The sequence below is a fragment of the Plantibacter sp. CFBP 8775 genome, from assembly GCF_014839505.1.
Taxonomy (GTDB): Bacteria; Actinomycetota; Actinomycetes; order Actinomycetales; family Microbacteriaceae; genus Plantibacter; species Plantibacter auratus.
In genome coordinates, this window is the sequence record NZ_JACYNV010000002.1 from 661,275 (window position 1) to 683,329 (window position 22,055).

Consider the following 22,055-nt stretch of genomic DNA (forward strand, 5'->3'; position numbering starts at 1 on the left):
GCTGCCTGCCCATTGAAGTCCTGGCCCTAGATCAACGTCCTCAGCTCAGCCCTCGAACCAGAATCGCAGTACCCGTTGCGGGCGTCACCACTGTAATCACAGTCATGCCAGCCGCCGAGCACGGCGCACTCAGTGACACGATCGAAAGACTCCGCGCATCTCCGCCAATCGCGGCGGACCGGACCATCCGTCGTATTGAACCGGGTGCACTAGCCCCCTTTGATCCAGCTGCGCGATGTTGGGCAGACCTTGAACCAGCTGCTCCCGTTACTCTGGCGCGCCGTCTGAATCACTGACACAGCAGCCGAATCCTTGAGCAGGCGGTGAGCCTCATTCATGGCGGAGCGGTCCTAGCGAGGCTGCCGGCTGCGCACGGTCGTCACACACGTGATTGCTGCGCCGCCGAGCGAAGCCAGACCCCATGATCAAGATGCAGGCATGCGTAATCATGAGACAAGTGGCAACCGAGGCGCCGAACTGCCACGGTTTCAGCAGATCGAACCGTGTTATTAGCGATACCAGCCCTGCGGTGACACCGATCCCACAATCAACGAGCATCGTGCCCAGAACGAGTCCGACGAATACCCAGGCGTCATGCCTCAACATCTCGTGTCTCCTAGGAATCGTCGGGTGCGCATGGGCACTGAGCTCTCGCGCGGCCTGGGACCACACGATCATGTGACAGGGGCGTAGTCGTCGGCCCGGAGCGAAGAAAGCGATTGGAGTGCGTACTCGACGACATCGCTGAGCGTCAGTCCTGAGGCTTGTAGGTCCTGCAGCTGCCGCAGCGCACCCGGTTCACTGATCGATACGGTTATTGGGCGGGGACCCTGAGCTGCTTCTTGTAGTGCAAGTCTGCGGCTTGCTCGCCTGGACAGAGAGCTAGCGATCCAATCGCGGCTCGCTTGCACGTCGATGTGCCATCTGCCGTCCTGGAAGGTGCCGACGAGGTCCCCTGTCGTCACGTGATATCGCACGACCGCTTGGCTGAGGTAGAGCCGCTTCGCGACGTCCGCGGGATGTGTTGGATCTGGGAAGTCGTCGAGGAAGTCTTGGACCACTGCCTCCTGGAGGGCACGCTGGCACTTCTGGATATCAATGGGTGTTGCTGTTCCTGGTTCGATACTCATGCGCGTTCCTCATCTGCGGTAGAAAGGTAGGCGACGACGTCAGCGGTCCGATAGAACGGTCCTGAATGCTCGTCCCCTGGATAGATGACCAACGACGTGGCAGCTAGCTGCTGTTCGCTCATCTCCATCAGCGCCTGCGCTGACGCGACGGTCAACCGTCCACCGACCTGCCTGCGGGTGATGACCGACTCGACCTGCACTCCGATGATCTTGGCGAGCTCGTGTGGCACGAAGCCAGCCTCGAGGACCGCGCCAATGATGCACCGGGTGTCGCGGAACGCGCCGCGCCGGTGAGTGCCCGACGCCGTGCGCTCGGCGCGACACGCGTTCTCGATCAAACGCACGAGCGCGGGCGTCAACGATCGGCGCTCCAACATGGTGCTGATCGGCGTGCCGGTCCTATTCATGGTCGCTCCTGTATCCGGTGTTACTCGTCGTCACGGCCCGGGCGGCCCTAGCTGGCCGGGCGGCCTGCGGCGACCCATTCGGTGAACGTGTGCGAGCGGGCGAGCTTGCACCAGCACGGCAGCCTCACGATGTCACCGAGTCGTTTCGCCGAGTAGAACTCGAAGTGACTCGATGGAGGACCGTCCTCGGTGGGTGTCTGCATGATGGGTCCCGCTCTCAACTCGTGGCTACCGGCACATACCGGCTCACCTGGGAGGTGAACCGACACCGGCCTCGTGATGCGGATGGCTGAGCACTTCACCCGTGTGTCACCCGGAGGATAAGGACGGGGCACCCGTTGTGGTGCGGGTGCCCCATCCGAGACGCCACCCGAATGGCGTCTCCTTCCGATCATCGAGGGGATGATCGGGTGCGGGGTGGACTGGGGGCGCAGCCCACCCCGGGCTTGTTCCGCTAGCTCGCGTTCCGTCGGACGCGGCGGAGGATCAGGACGATGCCTCCTGCGGCCAGCAGCAGCAACGCCAGACCGGCGCCGATCGCAGCGGTGGTTCCCGTGTGGGCGAGTCCTGCCGGGTCGACGACCGTGACCGAGGCGTCATCCTTGGCGGTGAGGGTCTCACCGAGCAGGTCCGTTCCGGTCGCGACAGCGACGTTCGTCAGGCCCGTCTGGGTCTTCTCCAACGGCAGGACCACCGTGTGGCTCTCACCCGGCAGCAGGGCACCGACCTTGATCGTCTGCTGCAACTGAGCATCCGTGACGGTCACGTCCGTGAGGGGCGCGTTGCCCGCGTTCGTGACCACGATGCGCCAGTAGGACGCCGCACCGAGCTTCACCTCGGTGGTCTCGGACCACGGACCGGTCTGGTTCGCGGACACCTGCTTCTGCACCTCCAGGCCGGATACGACGCCGAAGTACCAGGAGTCGTCCGCTGCACGCAGCTCCGTCTCCCCACCGGCAGGGTCGGCCGCGGTCGCAGTGACCGTGTTGTGGTACTGCCCCTCGATCGCCGTGCCGGTTGCGGTCAGCACCACGGACGCACCGGGCGCCAGGACGTCGATCACGTCGTTGAACACCTCTTCACCGTCGGCATCGAGGTCCACGACCGTGACGTCCTTCAGCGGAAGGGTGCCGGTGTTGGTGACCGTGTAAGCCCACTCCACGGCGCTACCCGGCTTCAGCGGAAGCCCTGGAGCACTTGTGACGTCCTCACCGTTGGTGGTCTTCGTGATCGTGAGACCCGAATCCCCCGCCAGGTACCAGGACTCGTCCGTGACCGGCGCCGGCTGCTGCGGCAACTGCACACCGGCGCTGTCGACAGCACGCCCCGTCGCGGTCGCGACGTTGTGATACTGGCCGGCGACCGCTGTCCCCGTCGCCGTGAACGTCCGCGTCTGGCCAGGCTGCAGCGGTCCGCTCTCGGTCGAGGTCGGGACGATCGTGCCGGAGCCCGCCTCGTCCGTGAACGCATCACTGATCGACACGTCCGCAAGCGGTGCATCACCGGTGTTCGTGACCTGGTACGTCCACGTCACCGCGGAACCGGTCGCAACCAGCGCACCGGGTGCCTCGGTGTAGCGGACACCGTTGGTCTGCTTCACCAGCTCGAGCGACGGCTTCGCAGCCGCACGCACCACAGCATCGTTCGACGAGAAGTTCCGAGACGAACCCTGGTACGAACCCGTCGCAGTGATGTTGTTCACCGCCTCCTGGTTGTACGACAGGCCCTCCGGAATCGTCGTCGGAGCGACCAGCGACACGTTCTGCGCGTTCGCCAGCGACGGGATCATCACCCGGAACGCCCGAGCACCAGCAGCAACCGTCGTCCACGTACCCGACGTCGCCGAGGTCGCGTTCGTCGAGTACTCGACGGACGCACCGGCCGGCAGACCAGTGACCGGGCCACTGAGCGTGACCGCGAACTCGGAACCACGCGAGTCACCGACGAACGGCAGACGATCGAACACCACGATGTCCGTCACCGTCTGCGGCAACACGTTCGACACGTACACCTGCCAGTCAGCCGCACCCGGCGACGCGGCGACCGCATCGAGGTTCCACAGCTGTGACGCATCAGCCCTCACCTGCTTCCCCAGCAACAACCCACCAGCGGTCGTCACGACCGGCGTCACCGACGACCGGGCGATCCGGTCCAGCGTCGCACTGAAGTTGTACGTGTCGGCCGAGTAGTACGGGCCGTAGAAGTCCATCCGCGTCGACGCGTGGGCGGGGTCGTTCGTGTACGCCCAGGTCGTCGCGATCGTCGTCGTGTTCGTCGCGCTGAACGCCTGCGGCAACACATTCGTCGGAATGTTGTACCGGAACCCCTGATCCTCCCAGCGCTCCTTCACGTCGCCGTTCTTTCGGAGCGACGGCAGGTCGTCGAAGGTGAACACGACCACCTGGTGCTCACCAGCCGTATCCGTGACCGTCTTCGTCGTCACCGTCACACCGTTCCCGACCGTCGGAACCGTCAGCCCCGAGGTCCGGGTCGTGGGCGTCGTCGGACTGGCTCCGATGCTGGCGTCATAGACCACGCCGACCGGCAGGACGACCTCCATCACCGAGTTCTTGTAGTCACGCCCCGCAGGATCCAGGTTCGAGATGTTCGCGGTGAACACCGCCGACGAACCGACGTTCAGCGTCGATGGTGAAGTGATCATTGTGACGATGTTCACGCGATCCTGCACCCCGATCAGCGCATCATCATCTGCGGAGTAGACGGTACCTGCGACCGTGGCGCCGGTTGCAGTTGCGGTGTTCGTCAGTGCGCCATCAGCGGCTGATCCGTCGCTGAAGGCTGCATAGGAGGCGATGTAGCTCGGCGCAACACGGACTTCAGAGCCGGACGGGATACTCGTCGCCGCTTCAGGAGACACGTGGATTCGCCACCCGGTCAGGTGCTCACCGACCGGCACATCGATGCCGGCGACGTATCCGCCCTCTGGGAAGTTCGTTGATCCTTCGGTCTGCACGACGAGCCGCACGTCTTCGGCGGTCGTCTTCCCGGCCGTGTCGTAACTCTTCCAAGCGGCCGACGCGCTGGTGGTGTACTCCAGCGTGTACGGCAACGCCGCGCTCTTGAGGGTGGGATTGAACTGAGCGAGGAACCGGTACACGTCGGCGTGGTCGAAGAACTCAGCGTTCTCCGGCGACTGCGCAGCGGAGTCCTCAATGATCAGATCACCGAGTTGGTCCGAATCGAGCTGGTTCAAGTACGAAGCCTTGACGAGATACTGCGACTGCCACGCACCGCTGGCTGTCTGCGCAGCGTTGTTCCCGCGATCATCGGCATCCTTCGTCAGGAAGATACCCTTCGTGCGACCGTCCACCAGCTCAGGCCCTTGCGTCTGCGCAGAGCTGGGACCGAAAGAACCTCCGGAGTGATCCGTGACGGTGAGATCGACGTTGTTCACCGGCGGACGCGTCCCACCAGGGAAGTTCTCCTGCGGATATTCGACCTGGATCCAGATTCGATTCCCGATGGAATCGAGCGACAGCGTCGAAGGCCCGTAGGTTCCGTCACGCTTCCACACGGCGGTCGTCGAACCGTCGCCGTTTGCAGCGGTTGTCCACTCTCCGAACCCCGTCGATTTCCCGACGATCTGTGCGCCGGCGGGAATGGTGTCGGTCAACGTCTGAGACCACGACGTGAACGTCGTCGTCGTGGAACCGGTGCCGTTGACCGTCTGCACGTCGAAGGAGTACGTCACCAACCGGTTCCCAGAACCCTCCAGGGTGGTGTTCCTCTTGAGGGGCCGGTAGTTGTTGTCACCAGTCACCGCCGTGCTTTGCTTGTCCCCGGGAGTAGCGCCCGACGGCGTCGCGGAACCCGTGATCGAGGTGTTGTAGACCGTCGACGCATCCTTGACGCTGTTGTTGACCTGCTTCACCGAATAGGTGAACGAGGTCAGCTGCTCGGCAAGATCCTTCATCACGAAGGTGACCGTCCGCGTCGCCTCGTCATACGTCACCGACGCCACCGGCGAATCAGCCCCGGTCGGAACCGAATCGAACGTCAGCCCCTCAGCCAGCACCGACGTCAACACCAGACCGGTCGTCGGCTCCCCCGCTGTCGCCTCGGTGGACACCGTCGCGGTATAGGTGAACTGGTCGTAGATCGGCACACTGTCAGGCGCGGTCAGTTCGACCGTGTATTCCCCGGAAGCAGCGAACGCAGCGCCCGCGCCGGTGAGCACGAGGAACGCTGCCATCAGGGATGCCGTCAGCGCTGTCGCGACCGATCTCAGCGCCCTGCGAACCGTGCGTGAACCCGGCGGCAACACCGGTTGTGGACGTGTGAAGAGCATGCTGTTGTGAACCTTCCAATGGATGTACAAGAGAACCGAGGCACCACTCGAGGAGGGTGCCTGTCCTCTGAAGAGACGACAGGGCACGGGTAGGATGACGCACTCAGAGGCAGACGTAGACCGTCTTCACCCGAAAGATCACCTCAGTCATCCTCGGGGGGGGCGAACCGCTCGTCGGCAGCAGAGCTCGACGATCCCGCTGCGACGACACTCCCGGGCAGGACAATGTTCGATCAGCCGGTTCCGGCTATCGGAATGCGCAATGCGATCCACCTCGGCCATCACGATCTTCGGGCTTGATCGCGTCCGAGCCAGAGAGCCTCGTCCCGGTTGTGAGCGCCAAGCTTTCGATAGAGGGTTTGAACGTGAGTCTTGGCGGTGTTGATTGACACGTGCATGGACGCGGCTACCTCTTTCAGGGTCCCGAACTCACGCAATGCTTGGAGGATTTCCCGCTCTCGTTGTGTCAGTTTGATCCGCGTTCGATACTCCCAAGGTGACGGCACCTGCTCCAGCGGTACATCGAGTGTCGGAAAGATCTGGGTTCGTAGCGCCTCCGACGCCCCCATCAGCGCCACCCGTGCACCGCTGTGAGCGACTGCGCTGACAGCGGCCTTGAATGCCCCCTCGTCCCCCTCCCCAGCTATCGCGAGTTCCGCTGAGGCGTAGAGGACGGCACCGCCCGCCCGAAAGCGGGCGGGCGTGATCGTTGCATGCGAGGCTTCGTCGCGCTGGAAGATCGATATTGCCTGATCCGGTCGCCCTAATAGCAGTGACTGCCGAGCCGTGGCCAGCAGGAGATGAGGGCAACTGCTTGGCAGCTCGGGGGAACGCAGCGTCCGCTCGGCAGCCCTCAGGTCGCTAGCAGCCTGGTAGAGGCCGGTAAGGTCCGCGCGAAGCATCGACCCAGGCAACGTCGACGGCGCATACCGCTGCTGATCTGTGACAAGACGACGGTTGATGCGGTGGATGAGCTCCCATGGTTCACTTCGCGCCAGCGCAAGACCTGCCTCGGCGTGCAATACAGCCCACCCAAGGCCGCTCTCCCGGATTGAAGCGTCGGTCTCTCGGAGAAGCACGTCCGCCGCCTGTAGATCCAAACCCCCGACGGCAACCAATAACCGCGCAACCGAACCAGCAGCCATGAAATGTTTGCTGACACCATGCGCGTGCTGCTCGTTCGACCTGGAGAGGAGCTCGGCAGCTTGCAGGAAGTCCTCGTTGAGGGCGTGGACCAGCGCAAGATGCTCCCGTCCAAAACGACCGAGCGGATGTTCAACCAAACTCATCGACCATCGAACAGACTCAGCGAAACACCCCTGCGCCCCATCAAGGTCTGAGGCAAGAAGTTTGACCTTTCCGCACACAAGCAATGCTGCTGGCATCAGATCCTCAAGACCGTCGCTCGCCTGGGGCGCCGAACGAAGCGTCGTCAGAATCACGTCTACTTCCTGCAGCGCATCCTGATACCACCCGCGCCCCAGCAACTCAAGGACACGTACCAGCCTCAGGACGAGGAGATCGGATGCCGGTGTCTCAGCTTGGCCGTCGACCCATTTCGCGAACGCCGCCACCAGCTCGGGCCGGAGGATCAGCTTCGATGCACCGGCCGCATCAAACATCGCACGCGAAATGAAATGGCGAGGATACCGCTCATACCAAGACCCAGGCAACACTGAAAACACTGAGCCAAGAAGCCCAAAGTCCTCAACCAGCAGCCTGAAAAAAGAGCCAGAGAGGATCCGGTCAATCTCATCAAAATCGTGGTCGTGCAGAGCGTCCTGCAACCGTCGTCCTGCTCTCACAAAACACCCATTTCTGCTCGGTGCCACGGGACTCACAGAAAACTACACTCACCCAAGAGCAGAACTCTGCGTCCGCAAAAACCATCCCCTTTCCCACCCTCAAACCTCTTGCAGGGAGACAAACTCACCCTCATTGAAGGGGCAAAAGCGCCGCTCATGAACCATCCGCGGCGCCCAAGCTTCCCCGGCAACGCCGCCGCGAGACCATCATCGATAGTTTCGTCCGACTAGGGACGCCACACCCGCGCCCGACGATGTGTTCCATCGCGTAGTCCGAACTCGAGCCACACTGCGCGATCCGCTCACCGACCCCGCACCGGCTCCAGGTTTTCGGCACGCGTTCTGACACAGGTCGCGGTCAACAGTGCGGTCCCGAACCGGACGCTCCATCACTAAATGGAGAACACTCCGTGCTCGCGGGTTGAACACACGGGTATTTACACGAGTAAAGCAGCCTGGTCTGTCTGGCGATTCGGAGATCAGGACGAGGGAGCGGCTCCCGGCCCCGCTAGGCAGGAGCTCGAGGGGTTCGTTGTTTGCATACCTCGGGAGTTATCCGTAAACAAACAGCGCGCGCATGTTTCAGGGGCTGGCATCCTTCTGCTTCTTCTTTCGACAGGCCTTTGGGGGAACTATGAACACGGCAGGAAAGACGCAGCTAATTTCATCGACGGCGACTCGTTCAGGAGCTGATGATCGGGCACGGACTCGGGGTCCATGGGCGCGGCGTCATCAGCGCACTGCCTTGCCTTGGGTTCTCTGCAGCAGTGGCAGTCACTGCCATCTCGTTGTTCTCAGCGCAACCTGCTTTGGCGGGCAGAAGCATCTGAGGCGGCCGCGACCGCAGGGATTCCGGCAACGTCACCGTCGGGGCTGCCTGTCGACAAGAGCGCGGTGGCGGGGTGGCGAATCGAGGGAGTCGCCACCTTCGTGAGCTACGAACTGCAAGACACTGACGCCAGTTACCGCTCATTTACCGGCGCTGACATCGATGCATCAGGAACAACTGTCTCAACCATCGATGTGGTCGGGTCCGGTGACGCACCACAAGCATGGTCGGACGGTTCGCGAGTTGACATGTCTGCGCAGACCAACGCAGCAAACTCGAGCCAGAGCAACACCGACAGTGCGGGAAGAGCATCTCCCACAACCACGCAGGACTTCTGCTGGTACCTCATTAAGTATGCTGAAGGCTTGATCGCGCTCGGCACTCGGGTCGTTGAGGTGGCGGCATCGCTGCGCTGTTCTCCGGCCCCGTGGGTGCCGCCATTGCCGCCGGGGAAGGCGTAAAAGCGCGCTCGAAGGGATGTACAAGTGGTTGATCTCGCTCTGGTGCGTGTACTAGTCAAGGACCAATCTACAAGGAGCCCAAAACATGCATAGTCTCATCCCGCGATGGCTGCGGCTACTGCTCTGGATCGTCGGAGCAGTCAACGCACACCTCGCCATTGTCAACCTGATCAGTGGAAACGGCACGACTGCGGTCTTGTTCGGGATTGCCGGGGATGTCTGCCTGGTACTAGCCGTGGCCCTTCCCCGGAACAAGGCTGGCTCGACTTCAAGCGCTGCGGCCGGGACCGGGAGCGAAGCCTGACAACCGAGGGTAAGACGGTCCAGCGCTATGGCACCCTGGTAGTCAACAACACAGTGTTCGAACAGATCTACAACTCCGCAGGAGCTGCATGACCTTCTCCCGAATGGTGACGACGACCTCAGGAATTGACGTTGTCGTCACGATCGCGCGCGAGGACGGCGCAGTGACCGCATACGCCGACGCGATCCCATCGCCCCTCACCCGGCAGCACGACGAGATCTACAGCCGAGCAACCCAGGACTACCTCGCGGCCGCAGCAACCCACGGCCCCAGCCGAGCCTTGGAGCCTCCGTTGAGCGGCGCCGAGAAGTACCTTGCTGAGATCCGAATCGCCCTCTCCGAACCGCCCGCCGATGGCGCGGAGCCAGGCATCAGGTACTTAGGTGGCGACGGAACGGAATGGCGATCGGTATGGAAGTGGTCAATGCAGCCGACGCCGACACGGTTCGAGATCCGCACACCGCTCGGCGTTAGCCCTATCGATCTGTCGACTCCAAACTAGCGGCCGGCGCGTCCTCCGAGCTCACTGCGGACGGCCACGATCACTCGTTCGCACGCGTGGCGCCCGAGGCGCCGGTGCCGGTGGATGACACCGCGCTCCTCGTTTGCGCCTGGTCGGCCAGTCGGCTCCGTCCTACGGTGGATATGCGACGAACCCGCAATTCAGCCGACCGGCGGATGCCCCCGACAAGACCTGCTTCATACGCTGGACCCATGAGCACACACGTCAATCACACGCCCCGCACCACTCGCCGCTTCCGCATCGACCCCGTCACGATGAGCGCCATGACAGGCGCCGGAATCGGCCTCGGCCTCGCCGCAGCATTCGCCGCCGCAGCGCTGCTCCACGTGCCCTTCGGTCTGGCACTCGCGATCACACTACCCGCCGCGATGCTGTTCGCAATCGGATCCGCGATGACCATCACCCACCGACGCCACCACACCACTCCCCCAAGCGCCTGAACACGGCTCCACCCAGTAGCCCAACGTCGATGTCCACCTCCGGACTCAAGCGCTCTGGGCGAAGTTCGCCTCGTGCTCTGGTCCCGCCGACAGCGGAAGTGAGACAGAACCGTCGGCGAGCGGATCGGCGGCCGTGATCGCTGGCTTTCCCCGCTGCGCCGTCAGGCGCGCGCGCCCGGTTACCCGCCACTCGGCGGGTGGTTGAAGCCTGGAAGTCCTCAATACGCTCGGAGTTTGACCGAGAGGGATTCATGAAGCTGAGGCACCGCACTTCCGTTCTGTCTATTCGCGTGCTCGTCGTCGCCGCTTTGGCCGTTCCGACAGCAGGAGCTGTGGCGGCCGAGGAGCCGCCGACCTCGGATGCCACGATCACATTCACGGTGTTGGGCGAGGTGGACGCGGAGATAGGCGACGAGGTCTCGTTGGCAGATCTGCAGGATGCTGGCGTGACGGTGGATGAGCTGGATGCGGCAGGTGTCGTGGTTGAACCTGACGGGACGCTCTCGGCCGATCCTGCGGCACCGGAACCTCAGCTGGAAGGTTCCGCGGCGCCGGCTGTCTTCGCGGCGAGACTCGCTTCCGTGCCGACGAACCGTGTCGCGCCGCGCACAGGAACGTACGGTGTGATCGCGACGTGGCGAGCAAAGGACGGCAAATCCGTCACCCTCCGTCGGGCCGCCCACGACAAGATCGTCAACAAGCACAACCTGACCACCGCGGTCGTGAAGCGCGTCACAACCTCCTACTCCTCGCGTCTCGGTGCCGGCTCCGCGACCGCATTCAACTACTTCCTGGAAGCCAAGCAGTTCACCTGCAACATGCTGACTTGCTGGGTGTCCGCTTCCGTGTGGGTGCAGTCGACGGTGGACTACCGTGCGATCACCGGTGGCACCTTCGGCGTCGTCACGACGTACTGTCAGGGCGTGACCTTATGCCCCAACTGGGTCAAGAACGCCCTCAACGTCTAGGACGGCGCCATGCATCCCATACACGCGCAAAACGCGTTCCTCGTCGAACTCGCCCGCGTCGAGAAGTCGCAGCTCGACGAAAGAATCCTCTGCACTCAAATCGACTTCACGAACGCTCCCGTCGTCCTGACCACCAGCGGCGGGCGCGTCGCCGTTCCACTGGAAGCAGACTCCGAAGCACTAGCACGGTTGCTCGAGCCGGATCTCGGGCCGCTTGACGACCCGTCAGAAGCGGCGATGAGCGTGTACCCGAGCAGCGGAACACTGAGCAGCCGGTGGGCGGAACTGCACTACGACCTCGGCCGCACCGAATTTCTCGTCCTCCTCAATGCCGCCGCCGGCACAAGCTACCAGAGCCTGCAACTCGGCGATCGAACCGCGATTCTGACCTTGGGACAGCCCTCCGGGAACCTCACGGTCGAGATCGACATCGACGACTACCCGGTTCACGCTGCCTCCGAAATCGGTGAAGCCATCGACCGCGAAGGCCAAATCTAAGTATCTACCCTTCGGCCGGCGCGGATGAGCTTCTCTCGCAGGGTCGGTAGGGTGTCGAATTCCGTCTGGGATGAACCCAGCGGCTGAAGTTGAAGTGTCGGGGGAGGCACTACATGGATTTACCGAGCACTGAGCAAGACACTGGGCGATCACGGATCATGAGTCTGGCCGCGACTTGGGGGCTGTTCGTCGCGTTCGCCGGATCCGCGTGGTCGAATCTCCTCACCATCTGGGGATACGGCGTTGTCGCACTCGGCTCCGTCGTTCTGCTCGCCCTGCTGTCGCACCGTTCAGGCCTCACCTTCTCTCCGCGACGTCTGCCGTGGGGGCTGGCGTGTTATCTCGGCCTCGCTGTGGTGTCGATCATCTGGTCGGCCTACCGGCTCGGTACCGTGGTGACACTGCTGGGCCTGTTGATGTGCACGGCGGTCGGAGTCTTCGTCGCACGGCACCTGAGCTGGGCCGACGTGCTGACGGCAATCCAACGGGCGGCAGGCGGTGTCCTGGGGCTGTCGTTGCTGTTTGAGGTGTTCGTTTCCCTCGTGATCCGCCATCCCGTGCTGCCGTTCTTCACTGACTACGGTGACAAGGAACCGCCGCTGCTCGCGTACTGGTCAAGAGACGTTCTCCTCGAGGGAGGCCGGATCCAGGGGCTACCTGGGAATGCGAACTTGCTGGCATTCGTGGCGGCAGTCGCCCTGATCGTCAGTGCCGCACGCCTTGCGACGGCCGCTCATCGGGCGGAGGCACTCGGAAGCGTCCTGCTAGCGCTCCTCTCGCTTTGGCTCACTCGCTCGTCCACCGTCCTCGTCGCGTTGCTCGGGGTGGGAGTAATCCTCGCCGCGATCACCGTCTTCCTCGCGTTACGCCCTGGGCGGCCAAAACAGTTCGGGGCTGCCGCGATCCTGCTCATCACAGCGAGCGGGGTCGGCGCGGCGATCATCCACTGGCGAGTGATCCTCAGCGGGTTCGGGAAGAGTGCCGACCTCACTGGACGCACTGAAATCTGGGCAAAAGTCATCGAACGAATTGCAGAACGCCCGGTCCTTGGATGGGGGTTCTCCAGCCCCTGGGCCAGCTGGGAGCCTCAGTTCTCGGAGTTCGTCATCCGCAACGGCGTCCGCCAGCTCCAAGCGCACAACGCCTGGCTCGACGTGACCATGCAGCTCGGGCTGGTCGGTGCAGTCGTCTTCCTGGCCCTCATCACCCAGACCACTCACGGGACCCTGTCGCTTCTCCCCCACCAAGTGACAAGGTCAACGTTCCGCACCTTCTTCGCGGCCGCCGCACCATTCTCACTGCTCCTGCTCCTGGTGCTGCAGAGCCTGACCGAGAGCCGCCCGCTCATCGAGTCGGGATGGGTGCTCCTGGTGATCCTCGCAATCAAGCCACGTGTGCCCGAAAGTCCGCCGGCGCGTGGACGTGCCGACGCGGAGGCGGCACGCCCACACACACTCAGCAGGCTGCGTAGCCGTTGGGCACGTACCAGTTGGTGACGTTGTTGATGATGGCGGCGCCAGGCTGAATCGTTCGACATGCCGTCGTGGAGCCACTCTGCAAGCCGGCGATCTTGAACTTGCCGTTGATGGGGTAGCTGCACTTGTTGCGCAGCGTCTGCGTGTAGGTGGGGTTCAATCCCCCACTCACGCGCGCATCGCTGTACGCGCAGCAGGACGCCGGGGCGGCGGACAACGGTGCGGCGTTTGCCGGCCCCGCGATACCGGCCATACCGACCACGACAGCCCCCAGAACGGCGAGACGAGCGAAACCAATCTTGATCTTCATGTGTCTTTCCCTTGTTCGATGGCGATTAGTGCCGCGAACAAGGTAAATAGGGCGACATTTTCAATCCAGACACCGCAGCAAGGGAGAAAGTGAGTGACGATGAGAATGGGCGACCAAGAACTGTCGCAGCGAGCACTGTACCTCGAGGCAGCCAGACGCCTTGAGGATGAAATACTCCGTTCGAACTACTGCGATAACGAACGCCTGCCCTCTGTTCTCGATATTGCGTCGAGATTGCAGATCAATCAGGCCACGGCGGCACGCGCGCTTCAGAATCGCTGCGATACCCACATCGCGTTCCGCCGGCGCGGGCTCTGTCACTTCGTCGTTCCAGGAACCTCAGACCGCCTACATGAGACCAGATCGCGCCTGTTCGCTCGAGACCTTCTCCATCCGCTGCTCGCCGAAGCTCGTCTGCTCGGCCTCATCTGCGCACTCAGCCAAGGAGGGCTGGGTAAATCCGTTCCAGACGCATGTGTCGCTGGGCGCCACCGCCCGGCATGCGTTGCCCTCAGAAACCTCGAGCAAGCCGCCACGTCCGTTTTCGACCCTTGCACCAGAAGACAGCCACACGACGACCCGCGTTCTTAGAAACCGAAAACACCGGCATCTCAACGCTCTGCTTTGAAGCAGCTCGCGCCAGCAGTCGTTCGTCCCACTAAGCAACAGGCTTATTTCTGATGGGGTCGACCCTGCGACGTCGACGGGCCGGCTGACCGAGTAGCGTCGCGAGCCCCGCGATTGTGGTGTCTACGACGAACCGGAAGTAGCGTTCGCGTAGCTGTTCGGCGCCGGACCCGCCCTCGGCAAAGAGCGTCAGAAGGGATGCGGTGAGCACATTGACACCGGGCCGGGCCATTGTCATAAACTCGGTACGTGCGTACGTCGCTCGCCACACCGGCTCGCTGCCGGTGTCAGAGCCCGGGCGCGGGCGCGGGCGAACCATGATCGAGAAATTCGAAGATGTAGGCGACGATGCGTCACACGTGATCGTTCTCCTTACTCCTGATGACGTCGGGCAGACCGCAGGAGCGCAAGCGGCGGGAAAAGATCCCAGAACACGGTCGACCAATGTTGAGGAGCTGCTGCGCCCACTCATAGAATCAGGTTGTTCGTATCCTAATATGACAGCCAGGCCGCCGCCGACGGATAGCTACTCAGGCGATGAGATTCCGAGCCGCACCAGGCATGCCGCGGTGGGGTCCGACGCGTCGCCGGGTATCACCAGAGACAGCCATGTGGGCGGGCGCTAACTCTGCGCCCAGATGGTCGGGCAGATCTCCACTCCCAGCCCCGACACTCGCGGCACTTCGTGCGGCCAGGGTGGGCGCGATTCGCGCATAGTCATGAGTACTCACCCTTCCCCGCGACCGGGCTCGAACTACGTGCCCAGGTCGCAGCTCGGGCTCCACCGAGTCGGAAGCACCGACTGCAGGGATGCCACCGGACGCAGGCATCACAGCACATAGTGTCTCTGCTGCCGCCACCACCCGATGGGCCTCCACGGACAGAGCTCCCGACAAGCCATAGAGTGCGCCGATAGGAATAGCACGTTTGCCGTTGAGGTAGCGGAGCACCGTGGTGCGCACCATCCCGGCACGCCGCGCGACTTCATCGATCGTGAGTCCTCGTGCCGCACGTTGGCGACGGAGTTCAGCGGCTACCGCGTCATTGAAGTCGAGAGCGGCGTCCATCCGGCCACCATAGCAAACAAAGATTCATGCACACAAATCTGATATTTGACAAGTCGACCGGATGATTCCTATGGTGACCAAATGGACACCATCCCCCTCTCCCAGCAGATCGCTCAACGCGTCCAACACGCGTTGCTCAACCATGGCCAGACGGATACTCAACTTGCGAACGCAGTCGGGATGCCGCCAGAACAGCTCCAACTGAAGCTCGCCGGTCAGCTCGACTTCACCGTGGCCGAACTCGACCGGATCGGCGCCGCCCTTGGGCTAAGAGGCTCTGAACTCCTGCCATCCTCTGCAGCAGCGGCCAACGGCCCCACCAGTGTCTGAGCCCGCAGAGAAGGGGCCGATGGGTCCTCGAGAGTACTCGATCACCGAGGCAGAGTTCATCCGGCCAGAGTTCGACTTCGAAAGCGAGTTTGCCCAGTTCCGGAACTGGTGGGCGCGTGATCCACGCATCGTCGGGAACGCGTTCTCCCTGATGCTCTACCTCGTCACCCATCGACGCACCTACCGGATCACGCAGTCCCGGGCCCAGCGAGACCTCGGTCTCGGAAAAGACGCCTTCAGAGCAGCTCGCCGCAAGCTCGAGGCCGCCGGATTCCTCCGCGTCGAGGAGCACCGGCATCCAGCGGGGACTGTCGACGCCGCCGGACAATCAATCGCCGGCCACCGCCGCGTACTACTGATCCTCCTGGATCCCCCGCAGCCGGAATCAACAGCCGAGGTTGGCGCTGCCGACACCTTGGCGGGTTTCCCTCCCCCGCTCTTCGACGCCTGGGACGAATCCGGCAGGTCGCCTCTGAGCGGCACAGAATCGGAGGCAGTCTGCGCTGCCGACCATGTCGGGTCTTCCTCCCAGGCCGAACCATCGACGGTTCTCCCGCCACTTAAAGAACATCAATCCCCAGAACATCAATCTTCTTCGACGTCTCCCGGCTTGGAGCTTGCTGCGCAGGCGCTGCACCCTCGACTCAGCCTCGCCGCCGTCGAGCGGTGGCTGACGAAGCACGCGCCATCGGTGGACGTGACCGCGGTCGACGTCCTGGCAGCGAGCGTCGATGCGATCCATGGTTCGTCTCGCCCGGTCGGCGACCCGATCGCATACGTCGGCCGATCCATCGCCAGAGATCCGCATCGCTGGCCCATGAACACCGGTGACTCAGACGACGGAGATCTCGCCCAGCCAGGCCCCAGGCGCATCGTCACTCGACCGCCGACGGTAGCTGAATGCAGCGCGGACGGACATCGCTTCATCGGAACCTTCCGAGAGGTGTGCGGCACCTGCGGCGAAGAGCGTCCGGGCTGGAGAAAGGACCGCGATCGTGAATCAGCATGACCTCGCACAGGCGGTGCCCGCTTCGGCAGCTGCGATCGATGCATCGCTGCTCACAGCATCGTCCGACGCGATCGATCGCATCGGGTTGGATGTCTTCCTCACCGCAGTCGAGTCCACACGTGGCTATGTGACGCGAGTGCTCAATCAGCACGCTCTCCACGGCGAGATCGATGCTGCGATGCAGGAGATCCGCGTCGTCGCATGGCGACGAGCGGAGAGCTTCGACCTGACCCGTGGATCCTTCGGTCACTACGCCCAAGGCATCGCTGCAAAGGTCGTGCTTGCGACGCGGCGCGAAGCTGCAATCCAGTGCGAACGGTTCACCGCGGAGTTCGATGCGGACCGGCCGGCAGCGGGCGGCGACCCGTTGGACCTTCTGGTGCACCGATTCGAGCAGCGCCGGCGGATTGCGTGGGTGCGGGAGACGGTGTCAGAACGGGACTGGACGATCGCCATCGAACTGATGCTCACCGACGAGGCCCGCGCCGACGTCGCGGAACGCATCGGCGTCTCACCCCGCACGATCCGCACCGCGCGGGAGAACATCGCTGCCGCTGCCTGGACCGCCAACACTGCGCTCCGCCTCGCCGACCGTGGGTACCCGAACACTCGGCAGTCCGCGATCGAGTGCATCCCCGAGACCGACGGCCTGCGAGCGATCGCTCTCTTCCAGCCGGCCATGATGCGCGACGCTGCCGCTGTCGCTCGGATCACTGGCCTGAGCAAGCACCGGGTTCACAGCCGGATTGCTCACGTCCGGAAGCTGCTGACACTCGCCGCGCGCATCCTGGATGGAGAGTCCATCTGATGGCGGCGCCGATGCTCGCGGTCAAGGTCGCTCTGGCGATCGGGCCGAAGAAGCTCTTGGGCGGGGCGCTTGCGCTGCTGCTGGGCGGGCTCGTCGCGGCTGCAGCGCTACCCGCGATCGCCATCACGCTATTCGTCCCGACAGGCAGTGCGCTGCGGCAAGCGCACTGCGCGGCGCCTGGGTCGGTGCCGGCGGAACAGCCGACCGGCCCGCTCGTGGTCGCCGAACAGGTCCTCGTATCGGCGATCGTTGACGCGGCGACGGCGATCACTCCGGAGCCGAAGGCCAAGCTGGCAGCGCTCACCGCGGCGTACGCAGCGTCGAACATGACTGCCTCGACGACCGACACGATCACCGATGACACACCACTCGGGGTGTACCGGCGCACTGTCCGCGGTGGGTGGGGAACAGCCGAGCAGCTGCAAGATACCGCCCTCGCCACCGGACTCATCCTGACCGGGGCCGGCGAGAACCGACCAGGGATCATGAGCGACCCAGCCTGGATCGACGAACCCGCTGGGTGGTGGCTGTCGATCATCGGCATTCACGCGGAAGCACCGACCATTGCTGCTGCAGAAGCGTCAGCCCGGAATGCGCTCGCCGTCGTCGAACCAGACCTCCCGGACGAACACTTGACCGTTGGTGCAGCCTGCGGCTACCTGCCGATCGACGGCGACAACCGCGAACTTGCTCTCCGACTGGTCAGTGCGATGCACGAAGGACGCTTGGTCGGGAGCGACTACCTCCAGCAGCTCCGCAACGTCGCGAACGGAACCGCGCTCGCCGACTGCGGGATCGACTCCCGCATCATGCAGATCCTGCTCGTCGCACTGAACACGTTCGAGCAGGTAGCGGTGTCCGACCTCAACCGACGCTGCACCGGCTCGCTCGAGGGAGCCGGCGAGAACTCCTCGCACTACCGCGACGGAGGCGGCATGGCCGTCGATATCTACGCACTCAACGGCAGCTCCGTGACCGGCGGTGATGGCCTGTCACTGAAGTTGTTGGCCCTCCTGGACTCCGTCGTACCGCCCGGATCACGAACCGGGCAGTCCAACTGTCGAAACAGCCCCGGATTCACTCACTTCGACGAGTTCGAGGACACGTGCAATCACGTGCACATCGACGTCGCCTATGCGAATCCGGGGCTGTAGTCCACAGAACGCGGACGGGTAGGCGACTTACTACTTGGCAGCCTCACGGAACTTCTCGAGAAGTGCAGCGGGGATGCGTCCCCGATCGGAGACGTCGTGCCCATTGGCGCGCAGCCAGCTGCGCGCAGCCGCAAGCTCTTCCTTGTTGCTCCGGCTCGAGCCAGCGGAGCTGGCCGTCTTCGATCGCGATACGGTGCGAGAGGCCTTCACATAAGGCTCGAGCGCAGCGCGCAGGCTCTTCTCGTTCTTCTCGGACAGGTCGATCTCATAGGTCGATCCTTCCAGGCCGAACGTGATGGTCTTTCCCTCGCCCTGCTTCAGCTCGGATCCGTCGAGGTCGTCGACGAGGGTGGTGATGACTTTCTGTGCCATGGGGAATCTCCTTCTTCATGTGAACGCATTCGGACCGCAACCGACGATTGTCGTATGCATATGGCCCGGCGGGGGAAGCTACGTTCAGAGCATTGACGAGGATATCGAAGAACCGAGCACTCCGTTTGGAACGGCATATCGATAGCCGCGCCAACAGAAGAGAAGCGGCGCACCCGCTGTTACGGGAGCTCCTTGCAGGCCCAGCGGTCGCACACGTTCACACCGTCTTCCGGAGCGATGGGGATACCGAACATTGGGTGGTTGTCACGGGTAGCGCGAACCGGAGCCGTCGCCTTGGCGGACCAGACAATGAACCGCTGCCGATCGATGCGCGGACCCAAACGCAGACCGAAGCGGCGTCGAGGAGCGACCGCGTTACGACCGGACATCCCCACCCTGCATGAGGCATGCTGTAGACGTGACTAGCGCGAAGCCAACGACACCTTCAAATACACTGTTGGGTGTCAGCGTGGGGCTAACTACCGGCGCCTATGTCTTGTTTCTGCTCATGTACTCGGCTGTCTGGCTTCCAGGGCTCATCCGTGGCTACCCAGGTGAAGCGGCGTACTGGTACCCCATTGTGTACCTACTTCTGCCTGTGCTCTTTGCGATGCTGATCGCGGCCATCGTCGTTGCGGTGGTCAGCATTGCCACCGCCAGGAGCAGCCGGCTGACGACGGTGTGCCTAGCACTCTCTGTGGGGCTGGTGTTGGTCTCTCTACCCCTGCTGTGGTTCGGGCTGCCGATTAGCCTCTTAGATTCAGTGACTGGGTGATGCCGCCCACTGACCAGCGCGCCCAGTCACGACCGAACGAGTACTGCGTTTTGGTGGATACGGTGCAGCCACGCACCGCGGGTTTCGAATTCTCGAACGCTAGGTAGGCTGCCGCATCGAAGTTGCCGCACATTAACCGCCGAGCTGACATCCGGTCGAACCCTGCGCGGAGCCTAGAGCCGCCGCGCTTGTGTTCCAGCGCGGATATATCCGTCACGGCAGCTCGCAACGGCGCTGGTGGGGGGCGCAAGCCTCAATGCACGGGCTCAGTGATCTGAATACTGTCAGCGATGAGTGAGACAAGGACCGCATCAGATCCTTGCGATGCCGGCGTGGCACGGAGGACGCTCAACTCTCCTCGAACAGCGACCTCAATTCCGGACCTCAACGAGCTAGCCGCCTTCGCGGTGTCAGCGGATTGGCAGATGACCTGACACCACGCAACCCGAGCTCGAACGATGAGCCCATCGTCGCTCAAAGCTCGCTGATCGTCCGCCAGCACGAACGAAACCATCGGAGACTCCACCGGGCCAGTGAGGAGGACCTCCCCATCAACGACGCCGATCACTTCAGCTCTTGCAGTCACACACCCTCGATTCATTTGAAGCTGGTTTAACCATCTGCAAATCATGGACCAGTTCGAGACCGTGCACAATGACCCCATGCCCCGCGTCGCTCGCCCCAAGCTCTCCGACGATGCGAGGAGTGCGCTCGCGACTCTCGGTGAACCGGTGAACTTCGCGATCCTGTCGAGACTGCTGGAGGAGGGTCCGCTCACGCGCGGACGGATCGCCGAGCTCGTCGAGGTGAACCGTGTCACGGTGCAGGATCACCTGGAAACGCTGCGCGAACTGGGAGTTATCGAGGCCCACCCGATCCAGGAGCCTGATGGCAAACGGCATCGGTACGAGTACGTCGTCCTCGAGCAGGTCGTTTCCGAGCGCTACCGGGATCTCGGCGTCGAACTTGGCCTGGGTCGGAATCGACCAGCGTCCAAGTAGTCGAGAAGTTATCCACAGACACCCGGCCTCGCTCGAAGCGGGGCCGCTCCCCCGCCTAACATCGACTGCATGACCTGGGCGAACCGATGAAGCTGCGCGGCTGGATGTTCCTGCTCCCGCTGCCGTTCCTGGCGATCGCGCTCGTGGTGGTGATCCTCAGCCGCTGGGGCGGCTGGATCATCAGCCAGGTCGTCGTCTCGTTGTTCGGAACCGCGGTTCTGCTGCACGACGCACATCAGGATCCCGCGACGCGTGCGTTCGTTCTCGCAATCGTGTGGGCTGCTGCTGCCGCGAACGCAACGCTCTACATCAGATACGTCGCTCGGCGGCAACGCACCGTCCAGGCGACATCGAGTACATCCTTCGACCTCACTCCCTACCGCCGCCGGAACTAAGTCCGCAGGTCTGCTCGCGTCACTTCAAGAGCGATCGAGGACGCACACGTCCTCGCGAACTCTCGGGAGGATCGATGCGGCGACCGCTGCTTGTAGGACTGCTTGCCGTCGGGGCCATCGCTCTGACCGGGTGTTTCGATGCCGACGCCGCACCCCAGTCCACAGCCTCCTCCACAGACCGAACAGACCGCTCTACCGCCGCTCCGGATCAGGAGCCAGTCGCTCGCGCTGCCACCTCAGATCTGGGCGTCGCCGTCTACGAACTCGGCAGCTACGTGACGACCCAGGACTCGGGCCTCCTCCGCCAGCCCGGTGGCACAGATCGCTTTCCGGCCGGCAGCTTCGTAATAGTCATCCAGGTTTCGCTCGACGGCTTCGTCCCGTTCGGCGAACTCGACCTCACCGGCCTCACCGTTCGGGAAACGAGCTGGGCCGGCCTCGGCGACGCGGCCGAACTAGACACTAACGAAGGACCGGACTTCGCGGCCGATGCCGGCGTCCCGTGGGGACCAGCCGGAGCTCAGGGGCGCGGGCGTGACTGGTCCCTGCCGAACCACCTGAGCACGAGCTTCGCGCTCGCATACTACGTGCCCTTCGGTGTGTCCACGCTGGACCTCGTCGTCGATGTTCCCTCCCAGCGGGACCCATTGACCCTCTCTGTCCCCCTCCACGCGGAATGAACACTGTGGGCGAACGCATCATCACGGCCATCTGGACCACGGGCCTCGGCGGGTTGGCTTCGAAGACGATCCCCGACATCACGCCGAAGGCCGGCATCGGGTCAAAGGCGATTCAGGACCTCGCGGGCAACATCCTCTTCGTCGTCCTCATCCTCTGCGGCATCGGGGTGCTCCTCGCTGCCGCCTGCATCGCGCTCGGCTGGCTCATCAAGAACGGCGCACTGAAGTCCGCCGGGATCGCGGGGGTTCTCTGCTCCGTCGCCGCTGCAGCAATCGCCGCCGGCACCACCGCACTCATCAACTTCGGCATCGGGCTGCAGATCGTATGAGCGGCTTCCGCACTGACGACTTCGGCGTGCCCCAATTCGGATGCGGGCC

Annotated in this window: 22 protein-coding genes; 14 read left to right on the plus strand and 8 right to left on the minus strand. The window is 63.4% G+C overall.

All coding sequences use genetic code 11. From position 1 onward, the window contains the following. Positions 1-674: 674 nt before the first annotated feature. From IFR14_RS15585 to IFR14_RS15605, 5 genes are all read right to left on the minus strand, one after another. Positions 675-1,130 (minus strand): hypothetical protein, encoded by a 456-nt coding sequence (locus IFR14_RS15585; protein ID WP_137243589.1) that lies wholly within the window; start codon positions 1,128-1,130, stop codon positions 675-677. Next, positions 1,127-1,507: a hypothetical protein gene (locus tag IFR14_RS15590; RefSeq protein WP_137243590.1), complete on the minus strand. Its 381-nt coding sequence runs from the start codon at positions 1,505-1,507 to the stop codon at positions 1,127-1,129. Before IFR14_RS15590 ends, IFR14_RS15585 begins: the two co-directional genes overlap by 4 nt. A 77-nt stretch (positions 1,508-1,584) precedes the next feature. Further along, a complete protein-coding gene (locus tag IFR14_RS15595) occupies positions 1,585-1,740 on the minus strand; it encodes a hypothetical protein (protein ID WP_161578629.1) in 156 nt (51 codons plus the stop codon). A gap of 251 nt (positions 1,741-1,991) precedes the next feature. After that, positions 1,992-5,750, minus strand: coding sequence for a DUF7507 domain-containing protein (locus IFR14_RS15600; RefSeq protein ID WP_137243591.1), 3,759 nt, complete (start codon positions 5,748-5,750; stop codon positions 1,992-1,994). Positions 5,751-6,127: 377 nt separating this feature from the next. Then, positions 6,128-7,633 (minus strand): LuxR C-terminal-related transcriptional regulator, encoded by a 1,506-nt coding sequence (locus IFR14_RS15605; protein WP_137243592.1) that lies wholly within the window; start codon positions 7,631-7,633, stop codon positions 6,128-6,130. Between the two features lie 1,700 nt (positions 7,634-9,333). Here IFR14_RS15605 and IFR14_RS15610 point away from each other — a divergent pair. From IFR14_RS15610 to IFR14_RS15630, 5 genes are all read left to right on the plus strand, one after another. Continuing rightward, positions 9,334-9,747, plus strand: coding sequence for a hypothetical protein (locus IFR14_RS15610; protein WP_137243594.1), 414 nt, complete (start codon positions 9,334-9,336; stop codon positions 9,745-9,747). A gap of 212 nt (positions 9,748-9,959) precedes the next feature. Next, on the plus strand, positions 9,960-10,208 hold the full coding sequence (locus tag IFR14_RS15615; protein WP_137243595.1) for a hypothetical protein: 249 nt from the start codon (positions 9,960-9,962) through the stop codon (positions 10,206-10,208). 251 nt (positions 10,209-10,459) lie between these two features. After that, positions 10,460-11,176 (plus strand): hypothetical protein, encoded by a 717-nt coding sequence (locus IFR14_RS15620; RefSeq protein ID WP_137243596.1) that lies wholly within the window; start codon positions 10,460-10,462, stop codon positions 11,174-11,176. Positions 11,177-11,185: 9 nt separating this feature from the next. Then, positions 11,186-11,674: a hypothetical protein gene (locus IFR14_RS15625; protein ID WP_191941596.1), complete on the plus strand. Its 489-nt coding sequence runs from the start codon at positions 11,186-11,188 to the stop codon at positions 11,672-11,674. Positions 11,675-11,832: 158 nt separating this feature from the next. Continuing rightward, positions 11,833-13,170, plus strand: coding sequence for an O-antigen ligase family protein (locus IFR14_RS15630; protein ID WP_191941597.1), 1,338 nt, complete (start codon positions 11,833-11,835; stop codon positions 13,168-13,170). On the opposite strand, the gene IFR14_RS15635 is transcribed toward IFR14_RS15630, so the two are convergent. Together IFR14_RS15635 and IFR14_RS21580 are read right to left on the minus strand one after the other, a co-directional pair. Then, entirely contained in the window at positions 13,130-13,459 is a 330-nt protein-coding gene (locus IFR14_RS15635) for a hypothetical protein (protein WP_137243599.1), read from the minus strand. The genes IFR14_RS15630 and IFR14_RS15635 overlap by 41 nt on opposite strands. A 1,157-nt stretch (positions 13,460-14,616) precedes the next feature. Further along, positions 14,617-15,153: a helix-turn-helix domain-containing protein gene (locus IFR14_RS21580; protein WP_137243601.1), complete on the minus strand. Its 537-nt coding sequence runs from the start codon at positions 15,151-15,153 to the stop codon at positions 14,617-14,619. An 81-nt stretch (positions 15,154-15,234) separates the two neighbouring features. Between IFR14_RS21580 and IFR14_RS15650 the strand changes: the two genes are divergently transcribed. From IFR14_RS15650 to IFR14_RS15665, 4 genes are read left to right on the plus strand one after another with little or no spacing between them, the layout of a single operon-like run. After that, on the plus strand, positions 15,235-15,483 hold the full coding sequence (locus IFR14_RS15650) for a hypothetical protein (protein ID WP_137243602.1): 249 nt from the start codon (positions 15,235-15,237) through the stop codon (positions 15,481-15,483). Between the two features lie 19 nt (positions 15,484-15,502). Then, positions 15,503-16,492: a hypothetical protein gene (locus IFR14_RS15655; RefSeq protein ID WP_137243603.1), complete on the plus strand. Its 990-nt coding sequence runs from the start codon at positions 15,503-15,505 to the stop codon at positions 16,490-16,492. Continuing rightward, positions 16,479-17,300 carry an RNA polymerase sigma factor gene (locus tag IFR14_RS15660; protein WP_137243604.1) on the plus strand — a complete coding sequence of 274 codons (822 nt, stop codon included), beginning with the start codon at positions 16,479-16,481 and terminating at the stop codon, positions 17,298-17,300. The genes IFR14_RS15655 and IFR14_RS15660 overlap by 14 nt, the downstream gene beginning before the upstream one ends. Further along, positions 17,300-18,454, plus strand: coding sequence for a hypothetical protein (locus IFR14_RS15665; RefSeq protein WP_137243605.1), 1,155 nt, complete (start codon positions 17,300-17,302; stop codon positions 18,452-18,454). Before IFR14_RS15660 ends, IFR14_RS15665 begins: the two co-directional genes overlap by 1 nt. 30 nt (positions 18,455-18,484) lie before the next feature. On the opposite strand, the gene IFR14_RS15670 is transcribed toward IFR14_RS15665, so the two are convergent. Beyond that, positions 18,485-18,826 (minus strand): histone-like nucleoid-structuring protein Lsr2, encoded by a 342-nt coding sequence (locus IFR14_RS15670; RefSeq protein WP_137243606.1) that lies wholly within the window; start codon positions 18,824-18,826, stop codon positions 18,485-18,487. 418 nt (positions 18,827-19,244) lie between these two features. Between IFR14_RS15670 and IFR14_RS15675 the strand changes: the two genes are divergently transcribed. The 5 genes from IFR14_RS15675 to IFR14_RS15695 all read left to right on the plus strand — a co-directional run bounded on the left by IFR14_RS15675 (position 19,245) and on the right by IFR14_RS15695 (position 22,006). Then, positions 19,245-19,601 carry a hypothetical protein gene (locus tag IFR14_RS15675; protein ID WP_137243607.1) on the plus strand — a complete coding sequence of 119 codons (357 nt, stop codon included), beginning with the start codon at positions 19,245-19,247 and terminating at the stop codon, positions 19,599-19,601. A gap of 662 nt (positions 19,602-20,263) precedes the next feature. After that, a complete protein-coding gene (locus IFR14_RS15680; RefSeq protein ID WP_161578632.1) occupies positions 20,264-20,602 on the plus strand; it encodes a helix-turn-helix domain-containing protein in 339 nt (112 codons plus the stop codon). An 86-nt stretch (positions 20,603-20,688) separates the two neighbouring features. Next, positions 20,689-20,997 carry a hypothetical protein gene (locus IFR14_RS15685; RefSeq protein ID WP_137243609.1) on the plus strand — a complete coding sequence of 103 codons (309 nt, stop codon included), beginning with the start codon at positions 20,689-20,691 and terminating at the stop codon, positions 20,995-20,997. Between the two features lie 74 nt (positions 20,998-21,071). Beyond that, positions 21,072-21,677, plus strand: a complete 606-nt coding sequence (locus IFR14_RS15690) for a hypothetical protein (RefSeq protein WP_137243610.1) — start codon at positions 21,072-21,074, stop codon at positions 21,675-21,677. Continuing rightward, positions 21,674-22,006, plus strand: coding sequence for a hypothetical protein (locus tag IFR14_RS15695; protein ID WP_161578633.1), 333 nt, complete (start codon positions 21,674-21,676; stop codon positions 22,004-22,006). Before IFR14_RS15690 ends, IFR14_RS15695 begins: the two co-directional genes overlap by 4 nt. Positions 22,007-22,055: the final 49 nt, after the last annotated feature.

Coding starts and splice junctions, on each gene's coding strand:
- IFR14_RS15630 (WP_191941597.1), top strand. CDS start 11,833: ATGAGTCTGGCCGCGACTTGGGGGCTGTTCGTCGCGTTCGCCGGATCC.
- IFR14_RS15625 (WP_191941596.1), top strand. CDS start 11,186: ATGCATCCCATACACGCGCAAAACGCGTTCCTCGTCGAACTCGCCCGC.
- IFR14_RS15590 (WP_137243590.1), bottom strand. CDS start 1,507: ATGTTGGAGCGCCGATCGTTGACGCCCGCGCTCGTGCGTTTGATCGAG.
- IFR14_RS15635 (WP_137243599.1), bottom strand. CDS start 13,459: ATGAAGATCAAGATTGGTTTCGCTCGTCTCGCCGTTCTGGGGGCTGTC.
- IFR14_RS15680 (WP_161578632.1), top strand. CDS start 20,264: ATGCCCCGCGTCGCTCGCCCCAAGCTCTCCGACGATGCGAGGAGTGCG.
- IFR14_RS15665 (WP_137243605.1), top strand. CDS start 17,300: ATGGCGGCGCCGATGCTCGCGGTCAAGGTCGCTCTGGCGATCGGGCCG.
- IFR14_RS15585 (WP_137243589.1), bottom strand. CDS start 1,130: ATGAGTATCGAACCAGGAACAGCAACACCCATTGATATCCAGAAGTGC.
- IFR14_RS15595 (WP_161578629.1), bottom strand. CDS start 1,740: ATGCAGACACCCACCGAGGACGGTCCTCCATCGAGTCACTTCGAGTTC.
- IFR14_RS15620 (WP_137243596.1), top strand. CDS start 10,460: ATGAAGCTGAGGCACCGCACTTCCGTTCTGTCTATTCGCGTGCTCGTC.
- IFR14_RS15615 (WP_137243595.1), top strand. CDS start 9,960: ATGAGCACACACGTCAATCACACGCCCCGCACCACTCGCCGCTTCCGC.
- IFR14_RS15655 (WP_137243603.1), top strand. CDS start 15,503: ATGGGTCCTCGAGAGTACTCGATCACCGAGGCAGAGTTCATCCGGCCA.
- IFR14_RS15610 (WP_137243594.1), top strand. CDS start 9,334: ATGACCTTCTCCCGAATGGTGACGACGACCTCAGGAATTGACGTTGTC.
- IFR14_RS15695 (WP_161578633.1), top strand. CDS start 21,674: ATGAACACTGTGGGCGAACGCATCATCACGGCCATCTGGACCACGGGC.
- IFR14_RS21580 (WP_137243601.1), bottom strand. CDS start 15,153: ATGGACGCCGCTCTCGACTTCAATGACGCGGTAGCCGCTGAACTCCGT.
- IFR14_RS15685 (WP_137243609.1), top strand. CDS start 20,689: ATGAAGCTGCGCGGCTGGATGTTCCTGCTCCCGCTGCCGTTCCTGGCG.
- IFR14_RS15670 (WP_137243606.1), bottom strand. CDS start 18,826: ATGGCACAGAAAGTCATCACCACCCTCGTCGACGACCTCGACGGATCC.
- IFR14_RS15690 (WP_137243610.1), top strand. CDS start 21,072: ATGCGGCGACCGCTGCTTGTAGGACTGCTTGCCGTCGGGGCCATCGCT.
- IFR14_RS15650 (WP_137243602.1), top strand. CDS start 15,235: ATGGACACCATCCCCCTCTCCCAGCAGATCGCTCAACGCGTCCAACAC.
- IFR14_RS15600 (WP_137243591.1), bottom strand. CDS start 5,750: ATGGCAGCGTTCCTCGTGCTCACCGGCGCGGGCGCTGCGTTCGCTGCT.